Source organism: Streptomyces sp. NPDC008121 (assembly GCF_042957155.1).
Classification (GTDB): Bacteria; Actinomycetota; Actinomycetes; order Streptomycetales; family Streptomycetaceae; genus Streptomyces.
The window spans coordinates 325,758-351,980 of sequence record NZ_JBIBHT010000004.1 but is presented as its reverse complement, the minus strand read 5'-3'; the positions used below and the strand labels follow the sequence as shown (position 1 = coordinate 351,980).

Sequence of the window (26,223 nt, the reverse complement as noted above, 5' to 3'; positions counted from 1 at the left end):
TCCCTCGATGTGAGTGGATCTTGGAGGGGCCGTTAGGATTTCGGCCATGGCGGCCACTGGATCCGAGAAGCAGGGGGCGAGCGACGTGACGTCGTACTACGTCTCGACCCCCATCTACTACGTCAACGACGCTCCTCACCTGGGCCACGCCTACACGACCGTCGCAGGCGACGTGCTCACGCGCTGGCACCGTCAGCGTGGCGAGAAGGTGTGGTACCTCACCGGCACGGACGAGCACGGTCAGAAGATCATGCGCACGGCCGAGGCGAACGACGTCTCGCCCCAGGCCTGGTGCGACAAGCTCGTCGAGGAGGCGTGGAAGCCCCTCTGGGAGCACCTGAACATCGCGAACGACGACTTCATCCGGACGACGGAGAAGCGTCACACCGACCGCGTCCAGGAGTTCGTGCAGGACCTGTACGACAAGGGCGAGATCTACAAGGGCGGGTACGAAGGCCCGTACTGCGTGGGCTGTGAGGAGTACAAGCTCCCGGGCGACCTCATCGAGGCCGAGGACGGCACGAAGCTGTGCCCGATCCACAAGAAGCCGGTGGAGATCCTCAAGGAGGAGAACTACTTCTTCAAGCTGAGCGAGTACGGCCCGAAGCTCCTGGAGTTCTACGAGGCGAACCCGGGCTTCATCCAGCCGGAGTCCGCGCGCAACGAGGTCGTGAACTTCGTCAAGCAGGGGCTGCAGGACCTGTCGATCTCCCGGTCGACGTTCGACTGGGGCGTGCCGGTCCCGTGGGACGAGAAGCACGTCATCTACGTGTGGGTCGACGCGCTGCTGAACTACGCGACGGCCGTCGGCTACAACGAGAACCCGGAGAAGTTCGCGGAGACGTTCCCGGCGAACGTGCACCTGGTCGGCAAGGACATCCTCCGCTTCCACGCGGTGATCTGGCCCGCGATGCTGATGGCGCAGGGGCTGCCCGTGCCCGGCCGGGTCGCGGCGAACGGCTGGCTGATGGTCGGCGGCGAGAAGATGTCGAAGTCGAACCTGACCGGCATCAAGCCGCAGGACCTGACCTCGCACTTCGGCGTGGACGCGTACCGCTGGTACTTCCTGCGGGCGATCGCCTTCGGCAGCGACGGCTCGTTCTCCTGGGAGGACTTCACCGCCCGCTACACCTCCGAGCTGGCCAACGACTACGGCAACCTCGCCTCGCGGGTGGCGGCGATGGTCGGCAAGTACTTCGACGGCGCGCTGCCGGCCTCGGCGGCCGACGGCGACGCGGAGACGGCGATCCACGAGGGCCTGGCCAAGGCGGTCGCGACGGCGGACCGGAAGATCGGCGAGGAGCTGGACTTCCAGGGCGGCATCTTGGCGATCTTCGACTTCGTGAAGCAGGTCAACGGCTACATCACGGAGCAGGAGCCCTGGAAGGTCGCGAAGGACGACTCGGAGGCGGGCCGCGCCCGCCTGGCGACGATCCTCTACACGGCGGCCGAGTCCCTGCGCGGCGTCGCGGTCCTCCTGAACCCGATCATGCCGGAGACCTCGCAGGCGCTCTGGGAGTCGCTGGGCGCGGAGACCTCCCTGGGCGCCCTGCCCTCCCAGCCGGTCCAGGAAGCGGGCACGTGGGGCGCGCTCCCGGCAGGCACGACGGTCACGAAGGGCGCGGTGCTCTTCCCGCGCCTGGAGGACCCGAAGAAGGACTAAGACCCCCCGCCCCTCGCACGCCGACGCGCCCCGCCCCCGGAAAGACCGGGCGCGGGGCGCGTCGCGTGTGACCGGGGGCCGCCCTCTCCCTGACCTGCGGAAACGACCCGGTCACCGGAGTCCGGAAACGCGGACTCCGGTGGCCCGGACTCCGGGGCGCCGGTCGGCCTCCCTGTAAAGAACGAGAGGGAAAGGAACGCACCCAACCCCACCCCTCCTCCCGCTCGGCGGCCTCTCACTCCCACGGGTGAAAAAGGCCAACTCGGCTGGCTTCGAGAGGGGTTGTTTGATCTACGCTCAGCGCGACACACCACACCTCACCGCTGACATGCGTCGGCCCCCGCCGGGACCGCTAATCCCGAGGCGAGGGCCTGACCATCAAGGAAGAAGCGCTTCCCGATGGATACCCAGAACACTAGCGTGCGCCCGCGCGCCCGGTCCCGTAACGACGGGAAAAACCACCCCACGGGGCGAGCCCGCAAGGCCCCGCGCGTGGGCGGCGTCATCCACGACAACGTCCGGCACACCACCCGCTTCACCGTGGTCGGCAACCACCTCAGCCAGCACGCCGAGCTGTCGCTGGTCGCCATCGGCCTGGCCGTCCACATCCAGTCCCTCCCGACCGGCGCCCAGGTCGACATCAACACCCTCGCCCGCCGCTTCCGCGAGGGAAAGGCCCGGATCGCCGACGGCCTGCGCGAGTTGGAGAGCCACGGTTACCTGCGGCGCACGCTGGAGCGCGGCGACGACGGCACGATCGTCACCCGTACGGTCTCCTGCAACCAGCCCAACCGATCCGCCGCCGACGCCTCCCGGCCCCGGCCGCGACGGAACGCCGAGGACCCGAAGCCGCGACCACGACGGAACGCCGACGACCCGAAGCCGCGACCGCCCCGGAACGCCGAGGGCCCCAGGCCCCGGCCGCGACGGAGCGGCGAGGAGCAGGAGTCTCAACTCCCGCCCCGCCGGGCCGCCGACAAGCCGGCCCGGCGCCGCGCGCTGCCCGCCGTACCGCAGCCCGCGTACCCCGCGCCCGACCTCCTCCAGACCGCCCTGGGGGTCCTCTCCGGCCTCCGCCGCCAGGACCCCCGCCTCCTGCTCTCCGCGACGGACGCCGAGCACCTCGTCCCGGGCGTCGCCGCCTGGCTCGAACGCGACCTCACCCCCGAAGCCGTCGGGCACGCCCTGACCGCCGGCCTGCCACCGGAGCCGCTGTACCGCCCCGCGGCCCTCCTGGCCCACCGCCTCGTCGCCAAGCTCCCACCCTTACCGCCGTTCGCCACGCCGACTCCGTCCCCGAGACACCCCCTCCAGAACTGCGACCTCTGCGACCGGGCTTTCCGCGCCCCCCAACCCGGCACCTGCGCCGCCTGCACACCGCCGGAGCGGCCGCAGCCCCTGATGCCCCCTGGGGAACCCCGCCGAAACGGCTGAATGTTCGTTGCTCGCGGAAATGATCGCGTGACAGCATGCGTGGGTGGATGTGAACGGGGACGACATAGCGAGGCCGCAACGGGCTTCGCGGCTGACGGAGTTGGTCGACACGCCGGGCACGGTGGAGCGGCCCGAGCTGGGGCCGAGGGAGGCCCCCGAAGCTCCTGGCCGGACCGCACCGGATGCGGTACCGGTCGACGAAGCGGCCTCTGCGCGACGGGAGTTTGCGCGGTTGCTCGGCGAATTCCGGCGCACCGCCGTGCTGGTGCCCTTCGACGACCGAGGAAGCCTGTGGACCGCCGACTTCGGCGGCGTCCGGTGGATCTGCGCGTTCTCGGACGAGGAGGCGCTGGCGCGGTTCGCGGTGGCGCGGGGCGACGCCGGCCGTGAGTGGACGTACCGCACGATCCTCGGTGCGCGGCTGCTGGACGTGATGGTGCCGCTGCTTCCTGGGCCGGGCGGGGTCGCGCTGGACGCGGGCAGTACGGACGGGCTGCTGTTCCCGCCGGTGCGCGGGATCGTCCCCGACGAGGTGGCAGTGGATGTCGAGGGGGAGACACGGTGAGTGGGAACGAGCCCGATCTGGCGGCGCCGGCGGCGGCGCTCGCGGCGATCGTGCAGGGCATCAACCTCGCGCATAACGAGCTGAAGGACCTCGGGATGATCGGCCAGGCGTCGACGGGCCGCGGGTTCTCGGATCTGGCCCTGTCCGGACTGGAGTTGGGCCACGGCGGCCTCACCTCCGAGTTCGAGACCTTCTGCGGCCGTTGGGAGTGGGGCGTCCGGGCGCTGACCCTGCGGGGAAACGGTTTTGCACAGGGGGTGGGCCTGTCCGCGGGCTCGTTCGCGGAGCAGGAGCAGTACATCAAGGACTCGTTCAAGATCGGCGCGAACTCCCTGAACGGGAACCCGCACCTGTCCGAGGACGAGGTCAAGCAGATGCGCTGGGACACCATCCGCGACCAGCACCTGTGGGACGGCGCCGACTACAGCGCCGAGTCGTGGTCCGAGGCCCACGGCGAGGTCGAGCAGACCTGGCGGAACACCGGGTACGACGTCATGGACGCGCAGTTGGACTCCATGGAGCGGAACGGGCTGATCGATCCGGCCGTACGTGACCGCCTCGACGGGCAGCTCGAGGAGGACCTGGATCCCGACCAGGCGACCGTCGACCAGGCCGAACAGCCTCGATGGGGGGAGAACCGCTGATGGCCGGCTTGGGTGGAGTGGACTGGGGCGGCCTGGTCGACAAGGGCGTCGACAAGATCGGTGACGGAATCGACAAGGGCAAGGAACTCGTCGGCGAGGGCGTCGACTACGCGACCGACAAGGCCGGCCAGGGCCTGCGGCACTACGGGCACGACGCCGTCGCCGAGGTCGTCGAGGACTGGGGTGACGAGACCGCCTCGTCCCTCGGCGCGGAGGTCGGGGAGAAGCAGCTCGGGCAGACCGAGGAAGCGAACGAGCTGATCCACGGCAAGCCGGAGAAGATCGCCGAGACGGTGAAGAACCTCCGGGACTTCCGTCGCGCGTTCGATCTGGTCGGCGGAGGGATGAAGAGGCTGGACCCCAGCCACTGGAAGGGCGAGGCCGCCAACGCCTTCCGGGAGAAGTTCCAGACGTTGCCGACCGACTGGCTGCACGCGGCGGACGCGATGGAGAACGCGGCCAAGGCCCTGGAGACGTACGCCAAGGCGATCGTGAGCGCGCAGGGCAAGGCGCGCGAGGCCATCGCGCTGTACAAGGAGGGCGACAAGGACTCCAGGGAAGCCGAGGACGGCTACCGGAAGAAGGTCGAGGCCTACAAGGCCGCCCTCACGGGGGACAGCCCGCTGCCCGACCCCGGGAAGTACTCCGACCCCGGCGAGGCCAAGCGGCAGCGCGCGCGGGAGGTCCTGAAGGACGCCCGCCTCGCCCGGAACGAGGCAGGCGACGCGGCGAAGACGGCGGTGCACGCCGCTCTGGCACACGCGCCCAAGGAGCCGACGGGCCGCGAGAGGGCCCAGCTCGAACTGATGGACTACGGCCTGGGCCAGGGCATCGAGCTGGCCCACTTCGGCGGCGGCGTCATCAAGGGCACGGCGGGCCTGGTGAACTTCGTGCGCTCGATGAACCCGGCGGACGTGTACAACCTGACCCACCCGGCGGAGTACTACAAGGGCGTCAACATGACGCTCGCCGGCCTGGTGTCCACCGCGGCGAACCCCGACAGGGCCCTGAAGAACGCCTGGGACGCGGCGAAGGGCGACCCGGCGGAGTTCCTCGGCAGGCTGGTGCCCGAACTGATCGGCACCAAGGGCGGCGGGGTCGTCAGGGGCGGCCTGCGGGCCGGCCTGGACGCGGCCAAGCGCCCGCCCGGCGGGAAGCCCCATACGGACGGGAACAAGCCGGGCGACAGCCGCGGGGACCACGAGAAGGACCCGGACACCAACGGCAAGACGTGTGGCGAAACGGCGTGCAAGAACGACCCGATCGACATCGCGACGGGCCGGATGCTGCTGCCCCAGACGGACATCGCCCTGCCCGGCGCGCTGCCGCTCGTCTTCCGGCGCACCTTCGACTCCTCGCGCCGCTCGGGCCGCTGGTTCGGCCCGGCGTGGTCGTCGACGGTCGACCAGCGCCTGGAGATCGACTCCGAGGGCGTGATCTACAGCTGTGACGAGGGCAGCCTGCTCGCCTATCCCCACCCCGCCCCCGGCGTCCCGGTCATGCCCACGCACGGCCGGCAGTGGCCCCTGGACCGGGTCGAGGACGGCTACACGATCACCGACCCCGGCACGGGAAGGGTCTGGCACTTCGTCGACCACAGCGCCGGACTCGCCCTCCTGGCTCAGATCGACGACCGCAACGGCCGCTGGATCGCCTTCGAGCACGACGAGGCGGGCGCCCCGACATCGATCGTCCACCACGGCGGATACCACCTGAAGCTCACCACGAGCGAAGGCCGGGTGACCGCCCTCCACCTGGCCGGGGCGGCCGCGGACGGCTCCGACCAGGAGATCCTGCGCTACGGCTACACCGACGGCCACCTCACCGAGGTCACCGACTCCTCCGGCCGCCCGCTGCGCTTCGGCTGCGACGCACACGGCCGCATCACCTCGTGGACCGACACCAACGGCAGCCGCTACGACTACGTCTACGACGACCAGGACCGCTGCACCTACCAAGCCGGCGGCAACGGGCACCTCGAAGCGACGTTCACCTGGAACGACATCGACCCGGAGACCGGGCTCCGCCTGACCACCCTCACCGACGGCATGGGCCACACCGAGCGTCATCTGATCGACGACCGCGCACGGGTCGTCGCCGAGATCGACGCGCTGGGCGCGGTCACCCGCTACACGTACGACCGCCACAACCGCCTGCTGTCCCGGACGGATCCGCTGGGCCACGTCACCCGCTCGACGTACGACGAGCACGGCCGCATGACGGTCCTGGAGCGCCCGGACGGACGGCAGGCACGGGCCGAGTACGACGAGAACGGCTTCCCGGTACGTCTCGTCGGCACCGACGGGAGCATCACGCGCCAGACGTTCGACCGGCGCGGCAACCGCACCTCGGTGACCGCCCCCTCGGGCGCGCGGACGGAGTTCACGTACGACGAGTCGGGCCGCCTCACCTCGGTGACGGACCCGCTCGGCGCCACCACCCGGCTGGTCCCGGACGCCCGCGGCCTCCCGGTCAAGGTCACCGACCCGCTCGGGGCGACGACCCGCTACGAGCACGACGCCTTCGGCCGCACGGTCCGCGTCACCGACCCGCTCGGCGCGGTCACGCGACTGGAGTGGACGGTCGAGGGCCGGCCGTCCCAGCGCGTCGCCCCCGACGGCGCGGTGGAGTCCTGGACGTACGACGGTGAGGGAAACTGCCTCAGCCACACGGACGCGGTGGGCGGCACGACCCGCTTCACTTACACCGACTTCGACCTGCTGACCTCCCGTACGGGCCCGGACGGGGCGCGCTACGAGTTCTCCCACGACACCAATCTCCGGCTCACTCGGGTGACCGACCCGCAGGGCCTGACCTGGGACTACGCCTACGACCCGGCGGGCCGCCACCTGTCCGAGACGGACTTCGACGGCCGGACGCTGGCGTACGCGCACGACGCGGCGGGCCGGCTGGTCTCCCGTACGAACGGCCTGGGGCAGACGGTCCGCTTCGAGCGCGACGCCCTCGGCCGGATCGTCCGCAAGGACGCCGAAGGCGCGGTGAGCACCTACGAGTACGACGTCTTCGACGAGCTCGCGGTGGCGACGAACGCGGACGCGAGGCTGGAACGCCTCCGGGACCGCTACGGCCGCCTCACCTCCGAGACGGTCAACGGCCGGACACTGTCGTTCGCGTACGACGAGCTGGGCCGTCGGGTGGGGAGGACGACGCCGGGAGGTTCGGTCAGCACGTGGTCGTACGACGCGGTGGGCCGCAGGACGGCGCTCACCGCCTCCGGCCGTGAACTCGCCTTCTCCTTCGACGCCCTGGGGCGCGAGGTGGAACGGACGGTCGGGGACTTCGTGTCGCTGACCGCGTCGTACGACGTGGTGGGCCGGCTGACGGCCCAGGAGGTCACATCCCGGGCCGGGCATCTCCAGCACCGGGCGTACGGCTACCGCCCGGACGGCGGGCTGGTCTCCGTCACGGACGGCCTCGCGGGGACGCGCCGCTTCGACCTGGACGGGGCGGGCCGGGTCACGGCGGTCCGGGCGGACCGGTGGACGGAGCGGTACGCGTACGACGAGGCCGGCAACCAGACGGAGGCGGACTGGCCCTCCACGCACCCGGACCACGCGGCGACGGGACCGCGCGCCTACGAGGGAACCCGCATCACCCGCGCGGGCGCCGTCCGCTACGAGCACGACGGCCAGGGCCGGATCGTCCTGCGCCGGAAGACCCGCCTGTCCCGGAAGCCGGACGCCTGGCGGTACGCGTGGGACGCGGAGGACCGCCTGACGTCGGTCACGACACCCGACGGGACGGTCTGGCGGTACGCCTACGACCCGCTGGGCCGCCGCATATCCAAGGAGTCCGAGCGGGAGACGGTCCACTTCACCTGGGACGGCACCACCCTCTGCGAGCAGACCACCGCGAACGTCGTCCTGACCTGGGACCACGCGGGCCTGCGCCCCCTGGCCCAGACGGAACGCCGCACGGACACGGACGACGAGCGCTTCTTCGCCATCGTCACCGACCTGATCGGCACCCCGACGGAACTGGTCGACGAATCGGGCACCCTGGCCTGGCGCACGCGCACCACCCTCTGGGGCACGACGACCTGGACCCGCGACGCGACGGCGTACACCCCGCTCCGCTTCCCGGGCCAGTACTTCGACCCGGAATCAGGCCTCCACTACAACCACTTCCGCTACTACGACCCGGAATCGGCCCGCTACCTGAGCCAGGACCCCCTGGGCCTGAGCCCGGCCCCGAACCCGGCGACGTACGTCCACAACCCACACACGTGGAGCGACCCGCTGGGTCTGGGGCCGTGCCTCTTCCCGAATCAGCTGCCGAAGGAACTGGACCGTGAGATGGCCGACGCCGAACGCCTCGGAGTGAGACCCATGCGGGTGGGCGATGAGGGTTTCGACGCCATCATCAACGAAGGCACGGTGAAGTGGGCGGTGACCGAGAGTGGAGAGCTGCTGTTCATCCCGAAGCATGTGCAGGGCACCGAGCTGAAGCACTCCGTGCTGACGAACGGGGACCCGGTGAGAGCGGCGGGAGAAGCGGAAATCGCCGGAGGCCAAGGCAGCTACTTCGGGATGGAAGTAAACCGACAGAGTGGGCATTTTTGGCCCTCTGAGAAGAGCCTTGAAGTTGGCAAGGAGGCGTTTGAGCGTGCGGGAATCACCATCCTCTGACAGTCCCCTGGAGCACGGCTGTACTGACGGCCAAGCCGGATTCCCCGGTGCTTCGCTGGACAGCCTGGAGCAGTACCTGCTGAAGCCCGAGCCAACGGATTGCTCGGCGAATTGCTGGGAGCAGTTGCGTGACGTCGCTGTCGGCGGGATGCAGAGGCGTGATCTTGTCGATGAGATCAGACTCCGATGGGGCCGAGTCGCCCTCTCCGCGATCTCCAGGAAATCCCGGAAGGAATCACCTCAGCAGGCGATGGCCGCAGCAGCCCACGTGCGTGCCTACATGATCACGGAGTTCGGCGTCAGCGATGTGGACCTGGCACGGAATCTTTCCGCTCTCTGCACGGACATCCTTCGGGAATTGGAAATGCCTCTACAAGTGGCCACGCGGCTCGCCGGCGAATGGCGGACACTGCCGCGGGAGCAGATGCTACAGCTGCGCCGGATCAAGAACATGCTGACCCCGGTGCTTCCACTCGTGGCCCTTTTCGAAGGGAACGACCCCGCAGTACTGGACATCCGCACGTGGCTGGAACTCATCCCAAGCCTGCCTTGACACGGCGAAAAGCCCGGGATCCGAAGAGCCCGGGCCTTCACTCGTCCGTGCGACGCGGCGGGTGGTTACCGCCCCGCGTCCGGGTGGACCGCGTTCGTGATCGGGCGGTCGTCGACGAGCTTCTTCTCGACCGGCTTGCGGAGCTGGATGTTCAGCTCGCGCAGGCGGGACTCGTCCAGCTCCGTCGGGGCGCCCATCAGGAGGTCCTGGGCGTTGCCGTTCAGCGGGAAGGCGATCGTCTCGCGGATGTTCGGCTCGTCGGCCAGGAGCATCACGATGCGGTCCACGCCCGGGGCGATGCCGCCGTGCGGCGGGGCGCCGTACTCGAAGGCGCGGAGCATGCCCGCGAACTCCTGCTCGACCGTCTCGCGGGAGTAGCCCGCGATCTCGAAGGCCTTGAACATGATCTCGGGCTCGTGGTTCCGGATCGCGCCCGAGGAGAGCTCGATGCCGTTGCAGACGATGTCGTACTGCCAGCCGAGGACGTCCAGCGGGTCCTGGGTCTCCAGGGCCTCGAGGCCACCCTGCGGCATCGAGAACGGGTTGTGCGAGAAGTCGATCTTGCCGGTCTCCTCGTCCCGCTCGTACATCGGGAAGTCCACGATCCATGCGAAGCGGAAGACGTTCTCCTCGAACTGGCCGGCGCGCTTCGCGGCCTCGACCCGGACCGGGCCCATGATCTTGGAGACCTCGTCGAACTCGCCCGCGCCGAAGAAGATCGCGTGGCCCGGCTCCAGGCCGAGGCGCTCGGTGAGGACCTTGACGTTCTCCTCGGTGAGGAACTTGGCGATCGGGCCCGTCAGGGCGTTGCCCTCGCCGACGCGGACCCAGGCCAGGCCCTTCGCGCCGAGGGAGACCGCGAAGTCGCCGAGGCCGTCGAAGAACTTGCGCGGCTGGTCACCCGTGTCCGGCACCGCGAGCGCCCGCACGTGCTTGCCCGCGAAGGCCTTGAACTCCGAGCCCTCGAAGACGTCGGAGATGTCGACCAGCTCGAGGGAGGTCCGCAGGTCCGGCTTGTCGTTGCCGTACTTGAGCATCGACTCGCGGAACGGGATCCGCGGGAACGGGGAGGTGACGTGGCGGCCGCCGCCGAACTCCTCGAAGATCTCCGTCATGAGCTTCTCGATCGGCTGGAAGACGTCCTCCTGCTCGACGAAGCTCATCTCGACGTCGAGCTGGTAGAACTCGCCCGGCGAGCGGTCCGCGCGGGCGTCCTCGTCGCGGAAGCACGGCGCGATCTGGAAGTAGCGGTCGAAGCCGGAGATCATCAGCAGCTGCTTGAACTGCTGCGGCGCCTGCGGCAGGGCGTAGAACTTGCCCGGGTTCAGGCGGGACGGGACGACGAAGTCGCGGGCGCCCTCGGGGGAGGTCGCGGCCAGGATCGGGGTCGCCATCTCGTTGAAGCCGAGGGCCACCATCTTGGAGCGGATGGCGGCGATGACGGCCGAGCGCAGCATGATGTTGCGGTGCATGCGCTCGCGGCGCAGGTCGAGGAAGCGGTACTCCAGGCGCCGCTCCTCGTTCACGCCGTCGTCGGCGTTGATGGTGAAGGGGATCTGCTTGGCGGCGCCCAGGACCTCGACCGTGACGGCCTCGATCTCGATCTCGCCGGTGGCGAGCTCCGGGTTGACGTTGTCGGCGCCGCGCGAGACGACCTTGCCGTCCACACGGACGACGGTCTCCTTGGTCAGCTTGTCGAGGGTCTCGGCGGCGGCGGTGCCGGGACGGGCGACGAGCTGCGTGATGCCGTAGTGGTCGCGCAGATCGATGAAGAGGATGCCGCCCAGGTCGCGCCGATTGTGCAGCCAGCCGCTCAGCCGGACGTCGGTGCCGACGTCAGAGGCGCGGAGCTCGCCGCAGGTGTGGGACCTGTACCGATGCATCGTCGTTCATCCAGTCTTCGAAATCGGTGGGGAGCCCGGACGTGTCCAGGCCCGTCAAGGGTACCGGGCCACCCAAGATCGCTTTTCGAATACTCTCGGTGGCGACTTGCCGTCCGATATTCATAAAGTAGGGCAATGCGCACCGAGGACGTCCTGGCCGCGATCGCGACCGGCCTGTGGCGCTGGGACAACGCGTCCGGGACCGTCACGCTCGACGCCGAGGCGGCCCGGCTCCTCGGCCTGCCCGCCGAGGCCGCCCAGCTCACCGAGGCGGCCGTACGTTCCCGCTTCCACCCCGTGGACTGGAACGAGATCGACGGGGTCGTCAACCTAGCCGTGGCGGAGGGCACCCTCGCCGAGGCCCGGCTGCGGATCATGGACGAGCACGGCCGGGTGATCCGTACCGTACGGAGCCGGTCCAAGCCGCTCGTCGAGGGGGACGACTACCAGCTCGTCGGCACCCTCCAGGAGGTCGCCGAGCCGCAGCCCGGCACCGCCGCCCGCACGCCCGTCACCGGCGACTGGCGTCGCTCCCGCGAGGCGTTCCTGCTCGACGCCGGGCGGGCGCTCGCCGAGGCCCGGTCCACCTCCGAGGTGCTGCGGGTCGCCGCCTCCCTCTCGATGCCGGGCTTCTCGCCCGATGGGCTCGCCGTCTTCGGGGTGGCGGGCGACCGGCTGACGATCATCGGCCACCACGGGCACCACGCCGGCGACGAGGGTCCCTTCAGCTCCATGTCGCTGGACACCGACTACCCGGCGGCCGAGGTCGCCAGGACCGGACGGGCGATCTACCTCCCGACACCGGAGGAGTACCTGCGGCGCTTCCCGGTGACCTGGCCGCTGGCGCAACGATTCGGCAGGCAGTCCTGGGCCTACCTCCCGCTGATCGTGGCCGGCCGCACCATGGGTGCCTGGATGGCCGCCTTCAAGCACCCCGTCGCCTTCACCCCCGACGAGCGCTCCGTCCTCACCACCGTCGCCCGCATGCTCGCCCAGGCCCTCGCCCGGGCCGGCGTCGCCGAGTCCGAACGCGAGCTGTCGCTCGGCCTCCAGCGCACGATGATGCCCGTCCTCGGCCCCGGCATCCCCGGCCTCCAGGTCGCCGCCCGTTACGTCCCCACCGGCGGCGGGCTCCAGGTCGGCGGCGACTGGTACGACATGATCCCGCTCCCCGGCGGCGGCCCCGGCTCCGGGCGCATCGCCCTCGTCATCGGCGACGTCCAGGGCCACGACGTCCGCGCCGCCGGGCTGATGGGGCAGCTGCGGATCGCCCTGCGCGCGTACGCCTCCGAGGGCCACCGGCCCGACGCCGTGCTCTCCCGCGCCTCCCGCTTCCTCTACGGCATCACCAACGGGGACGGCGGCGCGGGCGTCGGGGCCAACGGCGACGACCGCCCGCGCGGAGCCGGCGGCGGCGCCCGGGTCGGGACCGGCATCGGGATCGCAGCCGGGGCCGGGGCCGGGGCCGGGGCCGGGGCGGACGCCGCCGGCCGCGCCGCCGGCGACGGGGAGGACGGGGGCGGGCTCCGCTTCGCCACCTGCCTCTACCTGGAGATCGACCCGGCCACCGGGATCGTCGACATCGCCCGGGCCGGCCATCCCGATCCGGCGGTCCTGATGGCCGACGGAACGGTCCTGCTGCGGCCCACCGCCGGCGGGCTGCCCCTGGGCATCGACCCCGACACCGACTACCCCACGACCCGGTTCACCCTGGAGCCCGGCGAGACCCTGATGATGTGCACCGACGGCCTCCTGGAGACCGGCGGCCACGACCTCGACAGCGGCTGGGAACGCGTCCGTACGCTCCTCGAACGGCACGACGGCGAGTCCCTGGAGGAGCTCGCCGACGAGCTCGTCCAGGCCGTCCACGGCCCCGGCTCCCACCACACCACCGGGCCGCTCGCCGACCGCCGCGAGGACGACATCGCGCTGCTGCTCCTCTCCCGCCAGGGCGGTGCCGTCCGCGAGGCCCCGCGCCGCACGATGATGACCGTGGCGCAGGCCGAGCCGGAACGCATCGCCGCCGCCCGCCGGCATCTGCGGCAGCTGCTGCACGACTGGTCGGACGCGGACCAGGTCGACTCGGCGGTCCTGATGGTCTCGGAGATGGTCACCAACGTCCTCATCCACACGGACGGCGACGCGCTCCTGGTCGCCGAGGTCACCTGCGACGAGAAGTCGCGCCGCCTGCGGGTGGAGGTCGCCGACTCCAGCGACGAACTCCCGCACAAGCGGCACCCGGGGGAGATGGCCTCCTCGGGGCGCGGTCTGGTGCTGATGGAGATGCTGGCGCACGCCTGGGGCGTGGACCCGCGCGGCGAAGGCAAGTCGATCTGGTTCGAGCTGAACGAGCCGCCGTCGGACGAGGGCGGCTGCCGCTAGGGACGGCGGCCTACCGGCCGTACGAGTACGGGGCAGGGCGCGGCGTACGGGGGCACGGCACGGCGTACGGAAACGGCGTACGCGGCGGGTGGCCGCGCGGGGTGGGGCCGGGCGGAGGAGACTGGGAGCGTACGGCCGCCGGGGGGACCACGGAGCACGCCATGGACACCCACAAGGTCGGGAGCGACACCACCGTCCTGGCCGACAGCCTCGAAGTGCCGGGGATCGGCCACATCCCCGTCAACGCCTTCGTCCTCACCGCCGAGGAGCCGGTCGTCGTCGACACCGGGCTCTCCCTCTCCGACCGGGACTTCGTCGGCGCGGTCGGCTCGGTCGTCGACCCCGCCGACCTCCGCTGGATCTGGCTCACCCACCCCGACCGCGACCACACGGGCGGCATCTTCGACCTGCTCGTCGCCGCGCCCGGGGCACGGGTGGTGACCACCTTCATCGGCGCGGGGATCATGACCACCGAGCGGCCGCTGCCCCCGGACCGGGTCTACTTCCTCAACCCGGGCCAGTCGCTGGACGTCGGCGACCGTTCGCTGCACGCCTTCCGGCCGCCGCTCTTCGACAACCCGGCCACCGTCGGCTTCTACGACGACAGGACCCGGATCTGCTTCAGCTCGGACTGCTTCGGCGGGCCGATGCCCACCGCCGAGCTGGCGGAGAGCGGGCACGGCGGCGATCTGAAGCCGGAGGAGCTGCGGGCCGCCCAACTGCTCTGGGCGACCGTGGACAGTCCGTGGGTGCACATCGTTGACGCGGCGAAGTACCGGGCGACGATCGATCCCCTGCGCGCGATGAACCCGGACATCGTGCTCAGTACGCATCTGCCGCCGGCCGTCCGGATGATCGACGCGCTCCTCGCCACAATCGGGATGGCACCGGACTCCGACCCCTTCGTCGGGCCCGACCAGGCAGCGCTGGAACAGATGCTGGCCGGCTTCGAGCCGGGCGGGATGCCGGCCGCCACCTGACCCGCGGGGTCCCGGGCGGGGGCCGGACAGGTCTCAGGCGGGGTCCGCTTCCGAGGGTGGCGCGGTCCGCCGGTCTCCGTACCGGCCGCGCAGTTCGCCGACCACGCCGAACGCGGCGGCCGTCAGCGGGACCGCGAGCAGCATGCCGAGGATGCCGGCGACGGACGCCCCGGCCGTGATGGCGAGCATCACCACGGCCGGGTGCATCTGGACGGTACGGCTCTGGATCACCGGCTGGAGGACGTGTCCTTCGAGGACCTGGACGGCCAGGACGACCCCGAGCGCCCACAGCGCGATGACGACGCCCCGGTCGGCGAGGGCGACGAGGACGGCGACCGCGCCGGAGATGAAGGCACCGAGGTACGGGATGTAGGCGCCGACGAAGACGAGCGCGCCGAGGCCGACGGCTCCGGGGACGCGGAGCACGAGGAGCCCGATGGTGATGACCACGGCGTCGATCAGGGCGATGAAGGTGGTGCCGCGCATGAAGCCCTCGACGGCCTCGAAGGCGCGGCGGCCGATCGCCTCGACGGTGTCGCCGGTGGCCTGCGGGGCGAGGGAGCGCAGGGCGCCGACCGCCTTGTCGGAGTCCCGCAGGAAGAAGAAGACGAGGAGGAGCGCGAGGACGGCGATGGCGATCATCTCGCCGACGACGCTCAGCCCGCTGATCACCCCGGAGGCGGCGGTGCCGCCGAACTTCCGCAGCAGCTCCTGGGCGTTCACGGCGAGGTCGTCCAGGGAAGTGCCGGCGGCGCCGAGGTGGCGGGTCAGGTCGGTGGCGGCCTGGCGCAGCGAGGCGACGATCTGGTCGCCGGTCTCGATGAGGGCGCTGACGACGATGTAGACGGCGCCGCCGACGACCGCGACGACGGCGACGCAGGTGAGCGCGGCGGCGAGGGACCTGCGCACCTTCATGCGCAGCAGCCGCCGGTAGAGCGGGCCGAGGAGCGCGGTGCCGAGGAGGGCGAGCAGGACGGGTGTGACGGCGGTCTTGAACACGACGCACAGCCACACCCCGACCGCGGCGACCCCGGTCAGCAGCAGGACGACGACGCACCAGGCGGCGACCCGCCGGGCCGCCTCGGGGAGGAGCGGCCGGTGCGCGGACGGCGGGGGCTCCGGCGGATGCGGCGACGGTTCGGACGGTTGCGGCACGCCCCCCAGCCGATCACGCCGGGACGGGCGCCGCTCCGCGGGACGGGCCGCGCGGGTGACGCCTCGTCAGACCGGGGGTTTGAGGCACGCAGGGGCTGGGGCAGGGCGGCCCCGGAGGCCCCCCGGGACCTGCCCCCCGCCCTCGTACCGCCCCCGTACCGCCCCCCTACTCGCCCATCCCGTGGACCGCCGGGATCGTGCCGAGGCGGCCGGCCTGGAAGTCCTCGAAGGCCTGGCGCAGCTCCGCCTGGCTGTTCATGACGAACGGGCCGTAGTGGGCCATGGGTTCGCGGATCGGCCGGCCGCCGAGGACGACGACCTCCAGGTCGGGCGTGTGCCCGTCCTGCTTCTCGTCCGCGCGGACGGTGAGCGAGCCGCCCTTGCCGAAGACCGCGGTCTGGCCCATGTGGACCGGCCGCCGCTCCGCACCGACCGAGCCGCGCCCGGCCAGGACGTACAGGAGGCCGTTGAAGTCCTCGCGCCAGGGCAGGGTGACCTCGGCGCCCGGCCGGACCGTGGCGTGGATCATCGAGATCGGGGTGTGGGTGATGCCGGGTCCCGCGTGGCCGTCCAGGTCGCCGGCGATGACGCGCAGCAGCGCGCCGCCGTCGGGCGAGGCGAGGAGCTGCACCTGGCCGCCGCGGATGTCCTGGTAGCGCGGGGCCATCATCTTGTCGCTGGCGGGCAGGTTCACCCAGAGCTGGAGGCCGTGGAAGAGCCCGCCGCTGACGACGAGGGACTCCGGCGGGGCCTCGATGTGGAGCAGTCCGGAGCCGGCGGTCATCCACTGGGTGTCCCCGTCGGTGATGGTGCCGCCACCGCCGTTGGAGTCCTGGTGGTCGAAGGTCCCGTCGATGATGTACGTGACGGTCTCGAAGCCGCGGTGGGGGTGCCACGGCGTCCCCTTGGGCTCGCCGGGGGCGTACTCCACCTCTCCCATCTGGTCCATCATGATGAACGGGTCGAGGTACTGGTAGTTGATCCCGGCGAAGGCGCGGCGCACGGGAAATCCTTCGCCCTCGAAGCCCGAGGGCGCCGTGGTCACGGCGAGCACGGGGCGGGGGGTGGCGTCGGCCGGGGCGGCGACGCGCGGCAGGGTGAGCGGGTTCTCGACAGTCACGGCGGGCATGGCGGGACCTCCTTGTGCGACCAGTTTAGTTGAACAATGAACTTCCTGCCACCCGGAACGCGGAACGCCCGGGAGGAATTCCTCCCGGGCGCACCCGTAGCTCGCGGTCGTGTCAGCCGTACATCCGCCGCATGGCGAAGTCGACCATCTGCTCCACGGCCTTCGCGTCGAAGACCATCCGGTGGTCGCCCTCCATGTCGAGGACGAAGCCGTAGCCGGTCGGCAGCAGGTCGATCACCTCGGCGCCGGTGATCACGAAGTACTTCGACTCCTTGCCCGCATACCGCCTCAGCTCCTTGAGCGAGGTGAACATCGGGATGACCGGCTGCTGCGTGTTGTGCAGCGCCAGGAAGCCGGGGTTGTCGCCCCGGGGGCAGTAGACCTTCGAGGTCGCGAAGATCTGCTGGAAGTCCTCGGCGGCCAGGGATCCGGTCGTGAAGGCCCGTACGGCGTCGGCGAGGGAGGGCGGCGACGGCTCGGGGTACAGCGGAGCCTGCTGGCCGTACCCGCCCTGCATGCCGGCCTGCATCCCACCCTGCATTCCGCCCTGCATCGGCTGCTGCGGAGGCGGGGCGTACTGCTGCTGTCCGCCCGGATTCTGGTCGTAGCCGTACATGGGCCACGAGCCTACTGCGTCACAGATGTACCGAGAGGGGTTGCTCTTATTACCGACGGGTAGCATCATCGGAGTCAGCGTTTTGCTACTCGCTGGTACGTGTACGAGGAACCTGCCTCCCCGATCCTTACGGAGCCGTCGCCATGGGGCACTACAAGTCGAATCTCCGCGACATCGAGTTCAACCTCTTCGAGGTCCTCGGGCGCGACAAGGTGTACGGCACCGGTCCGTTCGAGGAGATGGACGTCGAGACCGCCAAGAGCGTGCTGGAGGAGCTGACCCGCCTCTCGGAGAACGAGCTGGCCGAGTCCTTCACCGACGCCGACCGCAACCCCCCGGTCTTCGACCCCGAGACCAACACCGCCCCGGTCCCGGCGAGCTTCAAGAAGTCGTACAAGGCCTTCATGGACTCCGAGTACTGGCGTCTGGGCCTCCCCGAGGAGATCGGCGGCACCACCGCCCCGCGCTCCCTGATCTGGGCCTACGCGGAGCTGGTCCTCGGCGCGAACCCGGCCGTGTGGATGTACTCCTCCGGCCCCGCCTTCGCCGGCATCCTCTTCAACGAGGGCAACGAGGCGCAGAAGAAGGTCGCGCAGATCGCCGTCGAGCGCCAGTGGGGCTCCACCATGGTCCTCACCGAGCCCGACGCGGGCTCGGACGTCGGCGCCGGCCGCACGAAGGCGGTCCAGCAGGAGGACGGCTCCTGGCACATCGAGGGCGTGAAGCGCTTCATCACCTCCGGTGAGCACGACATGGAGGAGAACATCCTCCACTACGTCCTCGCCCGCCCCGAGGGCGCCGGCCCCGGCACCAAGGGCCTCTCACTCTTCCTCGTGCCGAAGTTCCACTTCGACTGGGAGACCGGCGAGCTGGGCGAGCGCAACGGCGTCTACGCCACCAACGTCGAGCACAAGATGGGCCTCAAGGCCTCCAACACCTGCGAGATGACCTTCGGCGACCGTCACCCTGCCAAGGGCTGGCTGATCGGCGACAAGCACGACGGCATCCGCCAGATGTTCCTCATCATCGAGTTCGCCCGCATGATGGTCGGCACGAAGGCGATCTCCACCCTCTCGACGGGCTACCTCAACGCCCTCGAGTACGCCAAGGAGCGCGTCCAGGGCACCGACCTGGCGAACTTCATGGACAAGGCCGCGCCCAAGGTCACCATCACGCACCACCCCGACGTCCGCCGCTCGCTGATGACGCAGAAGGCGTACGCCGAGGGCATGCGCTCCCTCGTCCTCTACACCGCGGCCGTGCAGGACGCCATCCAGCTCAAGGAGGCGGCGGGCGAGGACGCGAAGGCCCTCAACGGCCTGAACGACCTGCTGCTCCCGATCGTCAAGGGCTACGGCTCCGAGAAGGGCTACGAGCAGCTCGCGCAGTCGCTCCAGACCTTCGGCGGCTCCGGCTTCCTGCAGGAGTACCCGATCGAGCAGTACATCCGGGACGCCAAGATCGACACCCTCTACGAGGGCACCACGGCCATCCAGGGCCAGGACTTCTTCTTCCGCAAGATCGTCCGCGACCAGGGCGCGTCCCTGAACACGCTGGCCGAGGAGATCAAGAAGTTCCTCGCGGTCGGCCCCGGCGGCGAGGACCTGGCGCCCGCCCGCGACGCCCTCGCCAAGGCCGCCGTGGACCTGGAGGGCATCGTCGGCGCGATGCTCACCGACCTCACCGCGACCGGCGAGGACGTGAAGAACATCTACAAGGTGGGGCTCAACACCACCCGCCTGCTGATGGCCTCCGGCGACGTCGTCGTCGGCTACCTCCTGCTGAAGGGCGCGGCCGTCGCCGCCGAGAAGCTGGCCTCCGGCGCCTCCGCCAAGGACCAGGCGTTCTACGCCGGCAAGATCGCGGCCGCGAAGTTCTTCGCCGCCAACGTCCTGCCCGGCGTCGGCACCGAGCGCGCCCTCGCCGAGGCCGTCGACGGCTCGCTGATGGACCTGGACGAGGCCGCGTTCTAGTAGCGCGCCACGTCCATCGCGGAACGGCTCGTCCCCGGGGAGGGGGGCGGGCCGTTCCGGCTTGGGGGGCGTGGGTGGCCCGAACCAGGGCCGCGGCGGTCCGCCTTTCGGGGCCCCGGCGCCGCATTCCGGGGCGTGCGTATGGTGAACCCATGACGAGCACCGCCCGCTTCGACCGCGGCCACACCGACGACCTGATGACCTTCCTGGCGGCTTCCCCGTCGCCCTACCACGCCGTGGCCAACGCCGCCTCACGCCTTGAGAAGGCCGGCTTCCGACAGGTCGAGGAGACCGCCGCCTGGGACGGGACGACCGGCGGGCAGTACGTCATCCGCGGCGGCGCGCTCATCGCCTGGTACGTACCGGAGGGCGCCACGCCCCACACCCCGTACCGCATCGTCGGCGCCCACACCGACTCCCCCAACCTGCGCGTGAAGCCCGAGCCCGACATGGGCGCGCAGGGCTGGCGCCAGGTCGCCGTCGAGGTCTACGGCGGGACGCTCCTCAACACCTGGCTCGACCGCGACCTCGGCCTCGCGGGCCGCCTCACCCTCCGGGACGGCAGCCACCACCTGGTCAACGTCGACCGCGCCGTGCTCCGCGTGCCGCAGCTCGCCATCCACCTCGACCGCCAGGCCAACGACGGCCTCAAGCTCGACCGCCAGCGCCACATGCAGCCCATCTGGGGCCTCGGCCAGGTCCACGAGGGCGACCTGATCCGCTTCGTCGCCGAAGAGGCGGGCGTCGACGCCGAGGACGTCAGCGGCTGGGACCTGATGGTCCACGCCATCGAAGCCCCCTCCTACCTCGGCCGCGACCGCGAACTCGTCGCCGGACCGCGCATGGACAACCTGATCTCCGTCCACGCCGGCGTCGCCGCGCTGGCCGCCGTCGCCGGCCGCGAGGACCTCGCGTACATCCCGGTGCTCGCCGCCTTCGACCACGAGGAGAACGGCTCCGAGGCCGACACCGGCGCCCAGGGCCCGCTCCTCGGCAACGTCCTGGAGCGTTCCGTCTACGCCCGCGGCGGCGCCTACGAGGACCGCGCCCGCGCCTTCGCCGGCTCCGTCTGCCTCTCCTCCGACGTCGGCCACGCGGTCCACCCCAACTACGCGGAGCGCCACGACCCGACGCACCACCCGCGCCCCAACGGCGGCCCGATCCTCAAGGTGAACGTCAACCAGCGGTACGCCACCGACGGCAGCGGCCGGGCGGTGTTCGCCGCGGCCTGCGAGAAGGCGGGCGTGCCGTGGCAGTCCTTCGTCTCCAACAACGACATGCCCTGCGGCACGACGATCGGCCCGATCACGGCGGCCCGCCACGGCATCCGCACGGTCGACATCGGCGTCGCCTGCCTGTCGATGCACAGCGCCCGCGAACTCTGCGGCGCGGACGACCCGTTCCTGCTCGCCAACGCGCTGGTGGCGTTCCTGGAGGGATAGCGGCCGACAACCGGGGTAACCGATCCCAACTACCTCAGGAGGAGGCGGGATTCATGGGCCTCGGTGGCTGCATCATCCTCATCGCCGTGGGAGCGATTCTCACGTTCGCGACGGACTGGGAGGTCCAAGGGGTCAACCTCGACCTCGTGGGACTGATCCTCATGGCGGTCGGCCTCATCGGCGTCGCGACCTTCACCAGCATCGCGCGGCGCCGGCGGGCGATCGTACCGCCGGTGGCGCCCACCGTCGTGGACGACGACCCCACTCGGCGCGGCTACTGACACCGGACCGACACGCTCTGTGCCGGTCCGCGTGAACCGGGAGACGCGGACCGACACCGCTGTGTGCCGGTCCGCGTGTACCGGGAGACGCGAAACATCCGGGAAAGGCCCCACGCGACACGATCCGGCTCATGGATCGTCACGAGGGCCCGCCCCGGGGAAAGTTCTTCACCGGCGCCGCGACCGCCGTGCTGCTCGGCACGGCGGTCGCGGCGTTCGGCATCGCCGAGTTCGACGAACGCCCGCCCTGGGGCACGGACATCGCCTACGAGGGCGGCTACCTCCAGGCCGTCCGCATCCGGAAGAACGACATGACCGGGGAGCGGACGCGCGCCCTGCTGGCCGGGGAGTGCGCGGCCATGGAGCGGCGGGGCATGGGCGGGGACCGTTCGGCCCACGACCCGGCCGCCTGGGTGGCCGGCTGCCTGGACGGCGCGGCGGACCGCCCGTCCAGGAACCAGGGCATCCTGCCCTGAGGCCACCGTTCGGAGCCCCGGGCGCCGGCGGCCACCCGCACCCGTCAGGCGTCCATACCGGCCAGGATCAGCGGGAGCCGGGCGGCGCCGTCCGCCGTGACCTTCACCGGAACACCCCAGTCCTGCTGGTGGACATGGCAGGCCGGGTACTCGTTCGCCGGGTCGTCGTCGCAGGACGCCGCCATCGCCGAGACGTGCAGCACGCCCTCGGTGACCTCCGGGTTGAGGTCCAGCTCGCGGAAGAGGTCCGTGCCCGTCCCCTCGCCGCCCAGCAGCAGCTCGGGCGGGGTCGAGGAGACCAGGAGCCGGGTGGAGGGACCGTACCGCTCGTCCAGCTTCTGCCCCGTCGGCGCCTGGAAGACGACGTCGAGGCGGAGCCGCCCGGGGGCGACGTCGGTCGCCTCGCGGCGGGTGCGGTGGGCCACCGACTCGACCCGTACGGCCTCCTCCGGCAGCCGCAGCCGCGTCAGCCGGTGCCGGGCGGACTCGACGACGACGATGTCGTCACCGACCAGGACGGCGTCGGCCGGCTCGCGCAGATCGGTGGCGAGGGTGGTGACCTCGCCGGTGGCCGGGTCGAAACGGCGCAGGGCGTGGTTGTACGTGTCGCTCACGGCGACCGAACCGTCGGGCAGGGCGGTGACCCCCAGCGGGTGCTGGAGCAGCGCCTGGCCGGCGGCGCCGTCGCGGTGGCCGAAGTCGAAGAGGCCGGTGCCGACGGCGGTGTGCACGACGTCCGCGGTGTCGACCCAGCGCAGGGCGCTGGTCTCGGAGTCGGCGACCCAGAGCCGGTCATCGGTGGCGGCGAGCCCGGAGGGCTGGGCGAACCAGGCCTCGGCGGCCGGGCCGTCGACGAGGCCCTCGTTGGTGGTGCCGGCGGCGACCCGCACGGTCCCGGTCTCCGGGTCGTACGTCCACAGCTGGTGGACACCGGCCATGGCGATCCACACCTTGCCCCGCCACCAGGCCACGTCCCACGGCGAGGACAGGTCGACCTCCAGGGCGGGTCCGGAGGTCGGGGAGCCCTGCCACCACTGCCGTCCGGTCCCGGCGATCAGTTCGATCGCGCCGGTGGCCGGGTCGAAGGTGCGCAGCGCGTGGTGGACGGTGTCGGCGACGACGACCTTGCCGTCGGGGAGCACGGCGAGACCCTGGGGCTCGCGGAACTCGCCCTCGCCGATGCGCCGTACGACGGTCTCGCCGTCCGGCTCCAGCTCGACGAGCTGGTGACGGGTGGAGTCGGAGACGAGCAGCCGGCCGGAGGGCAGCACGACCGCCTTCCCGGGGAACCGCAGATCCCCGGCGACCGGCTCCGGCGGCACGTACGGCCCGTCCCCGCGCCGCAGCGTCCCCTTGGCCTCGTGCTCGGCCTCCAGCTCCTCGACGAGGGTCCGCAGCGCGTTGGCGTGCCCCTCACCGGCGTGCTGGGCGACGACGTACCCCTCGGGGTCGACGACGACGAGCGTCGGCCAGGCCCGTACGGCGTACTGCTTCCAGGTCACCAGCTCGGGATCGTCGAGCACCGGGTGGTGCACCTCGTACCGCTCGACGGCGTCGACGACGGCCTGGTGCTCGGCCTCGTGCACGAACTTCGGCGAGTGGACCCCGACGATCACGAGGGTGTCGCGGTGCCGCTCCTCCAGCTCACGCAGCTCGTCCAGGACATGCAGACAATTGATGCAACAGAAGGTCCAAAAATCGACCAGAACGATCTTTCCGCGCAGATCGGCGAGGGTCAGCTCGGCTCCTCCGGTGTTCAGCCAGCCCCCCTTCCCGACCAGCTCGGGGGCGCGGACACGGGCACGGCGGGCAGCGGCAGGCGCGGGGGTGGGCGCCGGGGCGGCATCGTTCATGGTTCAAGCTTGCCATCCGGCCGCGCGGCCGGTCGGGCCCCCACCCGGGGCGGGCGTGAGGCGCCGTCCTCCGGGGAAGGGCTCAGGGCATGAAATACCTCGTACGGGACAAAATCTTCGCCATCGGCGACGACTACTGGATCGAGGACGAGAACGGCCGCCCCGCCTTCCTCGTCGACGGCAAGGCCCTGCGGCTGCGCGACACCCTGGAGCTGAAGGACCCGGACGGGCGGGTGCTCGTCACGCTGCGGCAGAAGATGTTCAGCCTGCGCGACGCGATGACGATCGAGCGGGACGACGAGCCGCTCGCCACCCTCCGCCGGAAGCGGCTCTCGCTGCTGCGCAACCACTACCGCGTCGCGCTCGTCGAGGGCACGGAGCTGGACGTCAGCGGTCGCATCCTGGACCGGGAGTTCATCGTCGAGTACGAGGGCGAACTCCTCGCCCACATCTCCCGCCGCTGGTTCCGCGTCCGGGAGACGTACGCGGTGAACGTCGTACGGGAGGACGTCGACGCGGCGCTGCTGATCGCCGTGGCGGTGTGCGTGATCCGCATGGCCGAGCGGGAGCGGGGCGACTGACGCGAGCGGGCGGACGGCCGGGGCCGTTCCGGCGGCCCGGCGACCCCGGCGCCCCCGCCCCCCAAAAAAGCCCCGTTCCCTCAAGCCCGGCAGCCCCGTTCCCTGAAGCCCCGGAAGCCTCGGCCCCAGCAGACCCGCCCCCGCGCCGGCTCAGGCCCGGCGCGGTGCCGCCACTCCCAGGACCCGGTCCTTGAGCGCCGGGAACTGCTCCCTCGTCGTCGTCACCTTCTCCGGGTCGAGGGTCACCCGCAGGGTCTCCTCGCCCGGTCCCGCCTCGGCGAGCACCTCGCCCCACGGGTCGACCACGATCGAGTGGCCGGCCTGTTCGACGCCCGCGTGGGTGCCGGCCGTGCCGCAGGCCAGCACGTAGGCCTGGTTCTCCACGGCCCGCGCCCGGGCCAGCAGCGTCCAGTGCGCGCGGCGGCGGGCGGGCCAGCCGGCCGGGACGACGAACGCCTGGGCGCCCGCGTCCACCAGCCCCCGGAACAGCTCGGGGAAGCGCAGGTCGTAGCAGGTGGCGACGCCGACGGTCAGTGCGGGCAGCGCGACCGTCACCGGCTCCTCGCCCGCCGCCATCATCACGGCCTCGCCCTTGTCGAAGCCGAAGCGGTGGATCTTGCGGTAGCGGGCGGCGAGGGCGCCTTCGGGGGTGAAGACGAGCGAGGTGTTGTACAGCGCGCCGCCGGCCGCCTCGACGACGGACCCGGCGTGCAGCCAGACCCCCGCGTCCCGCGCGGCCGCCGCCATCGCCTCGTAGGTCGGCCCGTACGCCGGGCCGTCCAGCGGCTCGGATTCGGCGGCGAAGGACTCGTACGCGAACGCCCCCATGGGCCACAGCTCCGGCAGGACGACGAGGTCGGCGGCGCCGCGTTCCTCCCGTACCAGGCCGGCCACGCGCGCGCGGCGGGCGTCCACCGGTTCGTCCGGGTCTACTGCGATCTGGATCAGCGAGGCGCGCACACTACCACCGTCCTGGCATTCGAGCCGTCAACACGGGCCTACGATCGTCACACGAAAGCACTGCCGGGGTGCCTTCGGGCAGCGTAACTTAGCGTCCGAGCCTCCCAAGCAGTCTTGTTTTCAGCCCGCGCACCGCAGAACCGCCGAGGGGTCCCGTGACCGTCCATCCCAGCCTTCAGACCTACGCCGACGCCTGGACCCACTCCATCGAAGCGATATCCGAGCTGGTGCAGCCGCTCGTGGAAGGCGAATGGAACCGCGCCACCCCGTGCCCGGGCTGGTCGGTGCGCGACATCGTGTCCCATGTGATCGGCATGGAGTGCGAGATGCTCGGCGACCCTCGCCCCATCCACTCCCTGCCCCGCGATCTCTACCACGTGCGCAGCGAGTTCGCCCGCTACATGGAGATGCAGGTCGACGTGCGGCGGCACCACACCGGCCCGGAGATGACCTCGGAGCTGGAGTACGTCCTGATCCGCCGCGCCCGGCAGCTGCGCAACGAGAACCGGCAGCCCGACCACCTGATCCGCGCCCCGCTCGGCGCCGAGCAGACCCTGGAACTGGCGTACCGCATGCGCGCCTTCGACGTCTGGGTCCACGAGCAGGACCTGCGGACCGCGCTGCGGCAGCCGGGGAACCTCGACTCCCCCGCCGCGCTGATCGTCCGCGACGTGCTCCTCGAAGCGCTGCCGAAGGTCGTCGCCAAGGACGCGGGCGCGCCGGCGAACTCGGCGGTCGTCGTCGACGTGCACGGGCCCGTCGAGTTCCTGCGGACCGTCAGGGTGGACGCCGAGGGGCGCGGTTCGGTCGACGGCGCGCCGTCGCTGGGGCCCGCGGTGACGCTGGCGACGGACTGGGAGACGTACGTACGGCTCGCCTGCGGGCGGGTCCGGCCGGCCGACGTCGCCGACCGCGTCAAGAGCGAGGGCGACCCGGAGCTGGCGCGGGCGATCCTCGACAACTTCGCGGTGACGCCGCGGTAGCAGGCCTTCCGGCGTCTTCGG

At 71.2% G+C, this 26,223-nt stretch carries 20 protein-coding genes; 14 read left to right on the top strand and 6 right to left on the bottom strand.

What is annotated here, in order from left to right; all coding sequences use genetic code 11:
- The first annotated feature begins 46 nt into the window (after nucleotides 1-46).
- The 6 genes from metG (at nucleotide 47) to ACFZBD_RS15890 (ending at nucleotide 9,508) form a co-directional block, all read left to right on the top strand.
- Complete coding sequence (gene metG / locus ACFZBD_RS15915; RefSeq protein ID WP_391140088.1) at nucleotides 47-1,663, top strand: methionine--tRNA ligase; 1,617 nt, start codon at nucleotides 47-49, stop codon at nucleotides 1,661-1,663.
- Nucleotides 1,664-2,062: 399 nt separating this feature from the next.
- A complete protein-coding gene (locus ACFZBD_RS15910) occupies nucleotides 2,063-3,097 on the top strand; it encodes a helix-turn-helix domain-containing protein (protein ID WP_391140087.1) in 1,035 nt (344 codons plus the stop codon).
- A 43-nt stretch (nucleotides 3,098-3,140) separates the two neighbouring features.
- Nucleotides 3,141-3,662: an SseB family protein gene (locus ACFZBD_RS15905; protein ID WP_391140086.1), complete on the top strand. Its 522-nt coding sequence runs from the start codon at nucleotides 3,141-3,143 to the stop codon at nucleotides 3,660-3,662.
- Entirely contained in the window at nucleotides 3,659-4,306 is a 648-nt protein-coding gene (locus ACFZBD_RS15900) for a hypothetical protein (RefSeq protein WP_391140085.1), read from the top strand. Before ACFZBD_RS15905 ends, ACFZBD_RS15900 begins: the two co-directional genes overlap by 4 nt.
- Complete coding sequence (locus ACFZBD_RS15895; protein WP_391140084.1) at nucleotides 4,306-8,955, top strand: putative T7SS-secreted protein; 4,650 nt, start codon at nucleotides 4,306-4,308, stop codon at nucleotides 8,953-8,955. Before ACFZBD_RS15900 ends, ACFZBD_RS15895 begins: the two co-directional genes overlap by 1 nt.
- Nucleotides 8,933-9,508 (top strand): hypothetical protein, encoded by a 576-nt coding sequence (locus tag ACFZBD_RS15890; RefSeq protein WP_391140083.1) that lies wholly within the window; start codon nucleotides 8,933-8,935, stop codon nucleotides 9,506-9,508. The genes ACFZBD_RS15895 and ACFZBD_RS15890 overlap by 23 nt, the downstream gene beginning before the upstream one ends.
- 65 nt (nucleotides 9,509-9,573) lie before the next feature.
- Here the strand turns inward: ACFZBD_RS15890 and aspS are convergent, their stop codons facing one another.
- A complete protein-coding gene (gene aspS, locus ACFZBD_RS15885) occupies nucleotides 9,574-11,391 on the bottom strand; it encodes an aspartate--tRNA ligase (RefSeq protein WP_391140082.1) in 1,818 nt (605 codons plus the stop codon).
- Nucleotides 11,392-11,526: 135 nt separating this feature from the next.
- Between aspS and ACFZBD_RS15880 the strand changes: the two genes are divergently transcribed.
- Together ACFZBD_RS15880 and ACFZBD_RS15875 are read left to right on the top strand one after the other, a co-directional pair.
- The gene (locus tag ACFZBD_RS15880; RefSeq protein ID WP_391140081.1) at nucleotides 11,527-13,773 is read left to right on the top strand and encodes a SpoIIE family protein phosphatase; all 2,247 of its coding nucleotides are present in this window, start codon (nucleotides 11,527-11,529) and stop codon (nucleotides 13,771-13,773) included.
- Nucleotides 13,774-13,934: 161 nt separating this feature from the next.
- Complete coding sequence (locus ACFZBD_RS15875; RefSeq protein WP_391140080.1) at nucleotides 13,935-14,753, top strand: MBL fold metallo-hydrolase; 819 nt, start codon at nucleotides 13,935-13,937, stop codon at nucleotides 14,751-14,753.
- A gap of 33 nt (nucleotides 14,754-14,786) precedes the next feature.
- Here ACFZBD_RS15875 and ACFZBD_RS15870 read toward each other — a convergent pair whose 3' ends face one another.
- From ACFZBD_RS15870 to ACFZBD_RS15860, 3 genes are all read right to left on the bottom strand, one after another.
- Complete coding sequence (locus ACFZBD_RS15870; protein WP_391140456.1) at nucleotides 14,787-15,797, bottom strand: AI-2E family transporter; 1,011 nt, start codon at nucleotides 15,795-15,797, stop codon at nucleotides 14,787-14,789.
- Between the two features lie 277 nt (nucleotides 15,798-16,074).
- Nucleotides 16,075-17,037 carry a pirin family protein gene (locus tag ACFZBD_RS15865; RefSeq protein WP_391140079.1) on the bottom strand — a complete coding sequence of 321 codons (963 nt, stop codon included), beginning with the start codon at nucleotides 17,035-17,037 and terminating at the stop codon, nucleotides 16,075-16,077.
- A 112-nt stretch (nucleotides 17,038-17,149) separates the two neighbouring features.
- Entirely contained in the window at nucleotides 17,150-17,653 is a 504-nt protein-coding gene (locus ACFZBD_RS15860) for an SseB family protein (protein WP_391140078.1), read from the bottom strand.
- Nucleotides 17,654-17,796: 143 nt separating this feature from the next.
- On the opposite strand from ACFZBD_RS15860, the gene ACFZBD_RS15855 reads away from it, so the two are divergent.
- The 4 genes from ACFZBD_RS15855 (at nucleotide 17,797) to ACFZBD_RS15840 (ending at nucleotide 21,825) form a co-directional block, all read left to right on the top strand.
- Nucleotides 17,797-19,626, top strand: coding sequence for an acyl-CoA dehydrogenase C-terminal domain-containing protein (locus tag ACFZBD_RS15855; RefSeq protein WP_391140077.1), 1,830 nt, complete (start codon nucleotides 17,797-17,799; stop codon nucleotides 19,624-19,626).
- Nucleotides 19,627-19,778: 152 nt separating this feature from the next.
- Entirely contained in the window at nucleotides 19,779-21,068 is a 1,290-nt protein-coding gene (locus ACFZBD_RS15850; RefSeq protein WP_391140076.1) for a M18 family aminopeptidase, read from the top strand.
- Between the two features lie 53 nt (nucleotides 21,069-21,121).
- The gene (locus tag ACFZBD_RS15845) at nucleotides 21,122-21,349 is read left to right on the top strand and encodes a DUF6458 family protein (RefSeq protein ID WP_391140075.1); all 228 of its coding nucleotides are present in this window, start codon (nucleotides 21,122-21,124) and stop codon (nucleotides 21,347-21,349) included.
- A 131-nt stretch (nucleotides 21,350-21,480) separates the two neighbouring features.
- The gene (locus ACFZBD_RS15840) at nucleotides 21,481-21,825 is read left to right on the top strand and encodes a hypothetical protein (RefSeq protein ID WP_391140074.1); all 345 of its coding nucleotides are present in this window, start codon (nucleotides 21,481-21,483) and stop codon (nucleotides 21,823-21,825) included.
- A gap of 44 nt (nucleotides 21,826-21,869) precedes the next feature.
- Here the strand turns inward: ACFZBD_RS15840 and ACFZBD_RS15835 are convergent, their stop codons facing one another.
- On the bottom strand, nucleotides 21,870-23,678 hold the full coding sequence (locus ACFZBD_RS15835) for a thioredoxin-like domain-containing protein (RefSeq protein ID WP_391140073.1): 1,809 nt from the start codon (nucleotides 23,676-23,678) through the stop codon (nucleotides 21,870-21,872).
- Nucleotides 23,679-23,767: 89 nt separating this feature from the next.
- Here ACFZBD_RS15835 and ACFZBD_RS15830 point away from each other — a divergent pair, with 89 nt between their 5' ends.
- A complete protein-coding gene (locus tag ACFZBD_RS15830; protein WP_391140072.1) occupies nucleotides 23,768-24,259 on the top strand; it encodes an LURP-one-related family protein in 492 nt (163 codons plus the stop codon).
- 150 nt (nucleotides 24,260-24,409) lie between these two features.
- On the opposite strand, the gene ACFZBD_RS15825 is transcribed toward ACFZBD_RS15830, so the two are convergent.
- Complete coding sequence (locus ACFZBD_RS15825) at nucleotides 24,410-25,219, bottom strand: nitrilase-related carbon-nitrogen hydrolase (RefSeq protein ID WP_391140071.1); 810 nt, start codon at nucleotides 25,217-25,219, stop codon at nucleotides 24,410-24,412.
- A gap of 155 nt (nucleotides 25,220-25,374) precedes the next feature.
- Between ACFZBD_RS15825 and ACFZBD_RS15820 the strand changes: the two genes are divergently transcribed.
- Nucleotides 25,375-26,202 carry a maleylpyruvate isomerase family mycothiol-dependent enzyme gene (locus ACFZBD_RS15820; RefSeq protein WP_391140070.1) on the top strand — a complete coding sequence of 276 codons (828 nt, stop codon included), beginning with the start codon at nucleotides 25,375-25,377 and terminating at the stop codon, nucleotides 26,200-26,202.
- Nucleotides 26,203-26,223: the final 21 nt, after the last annotated feature.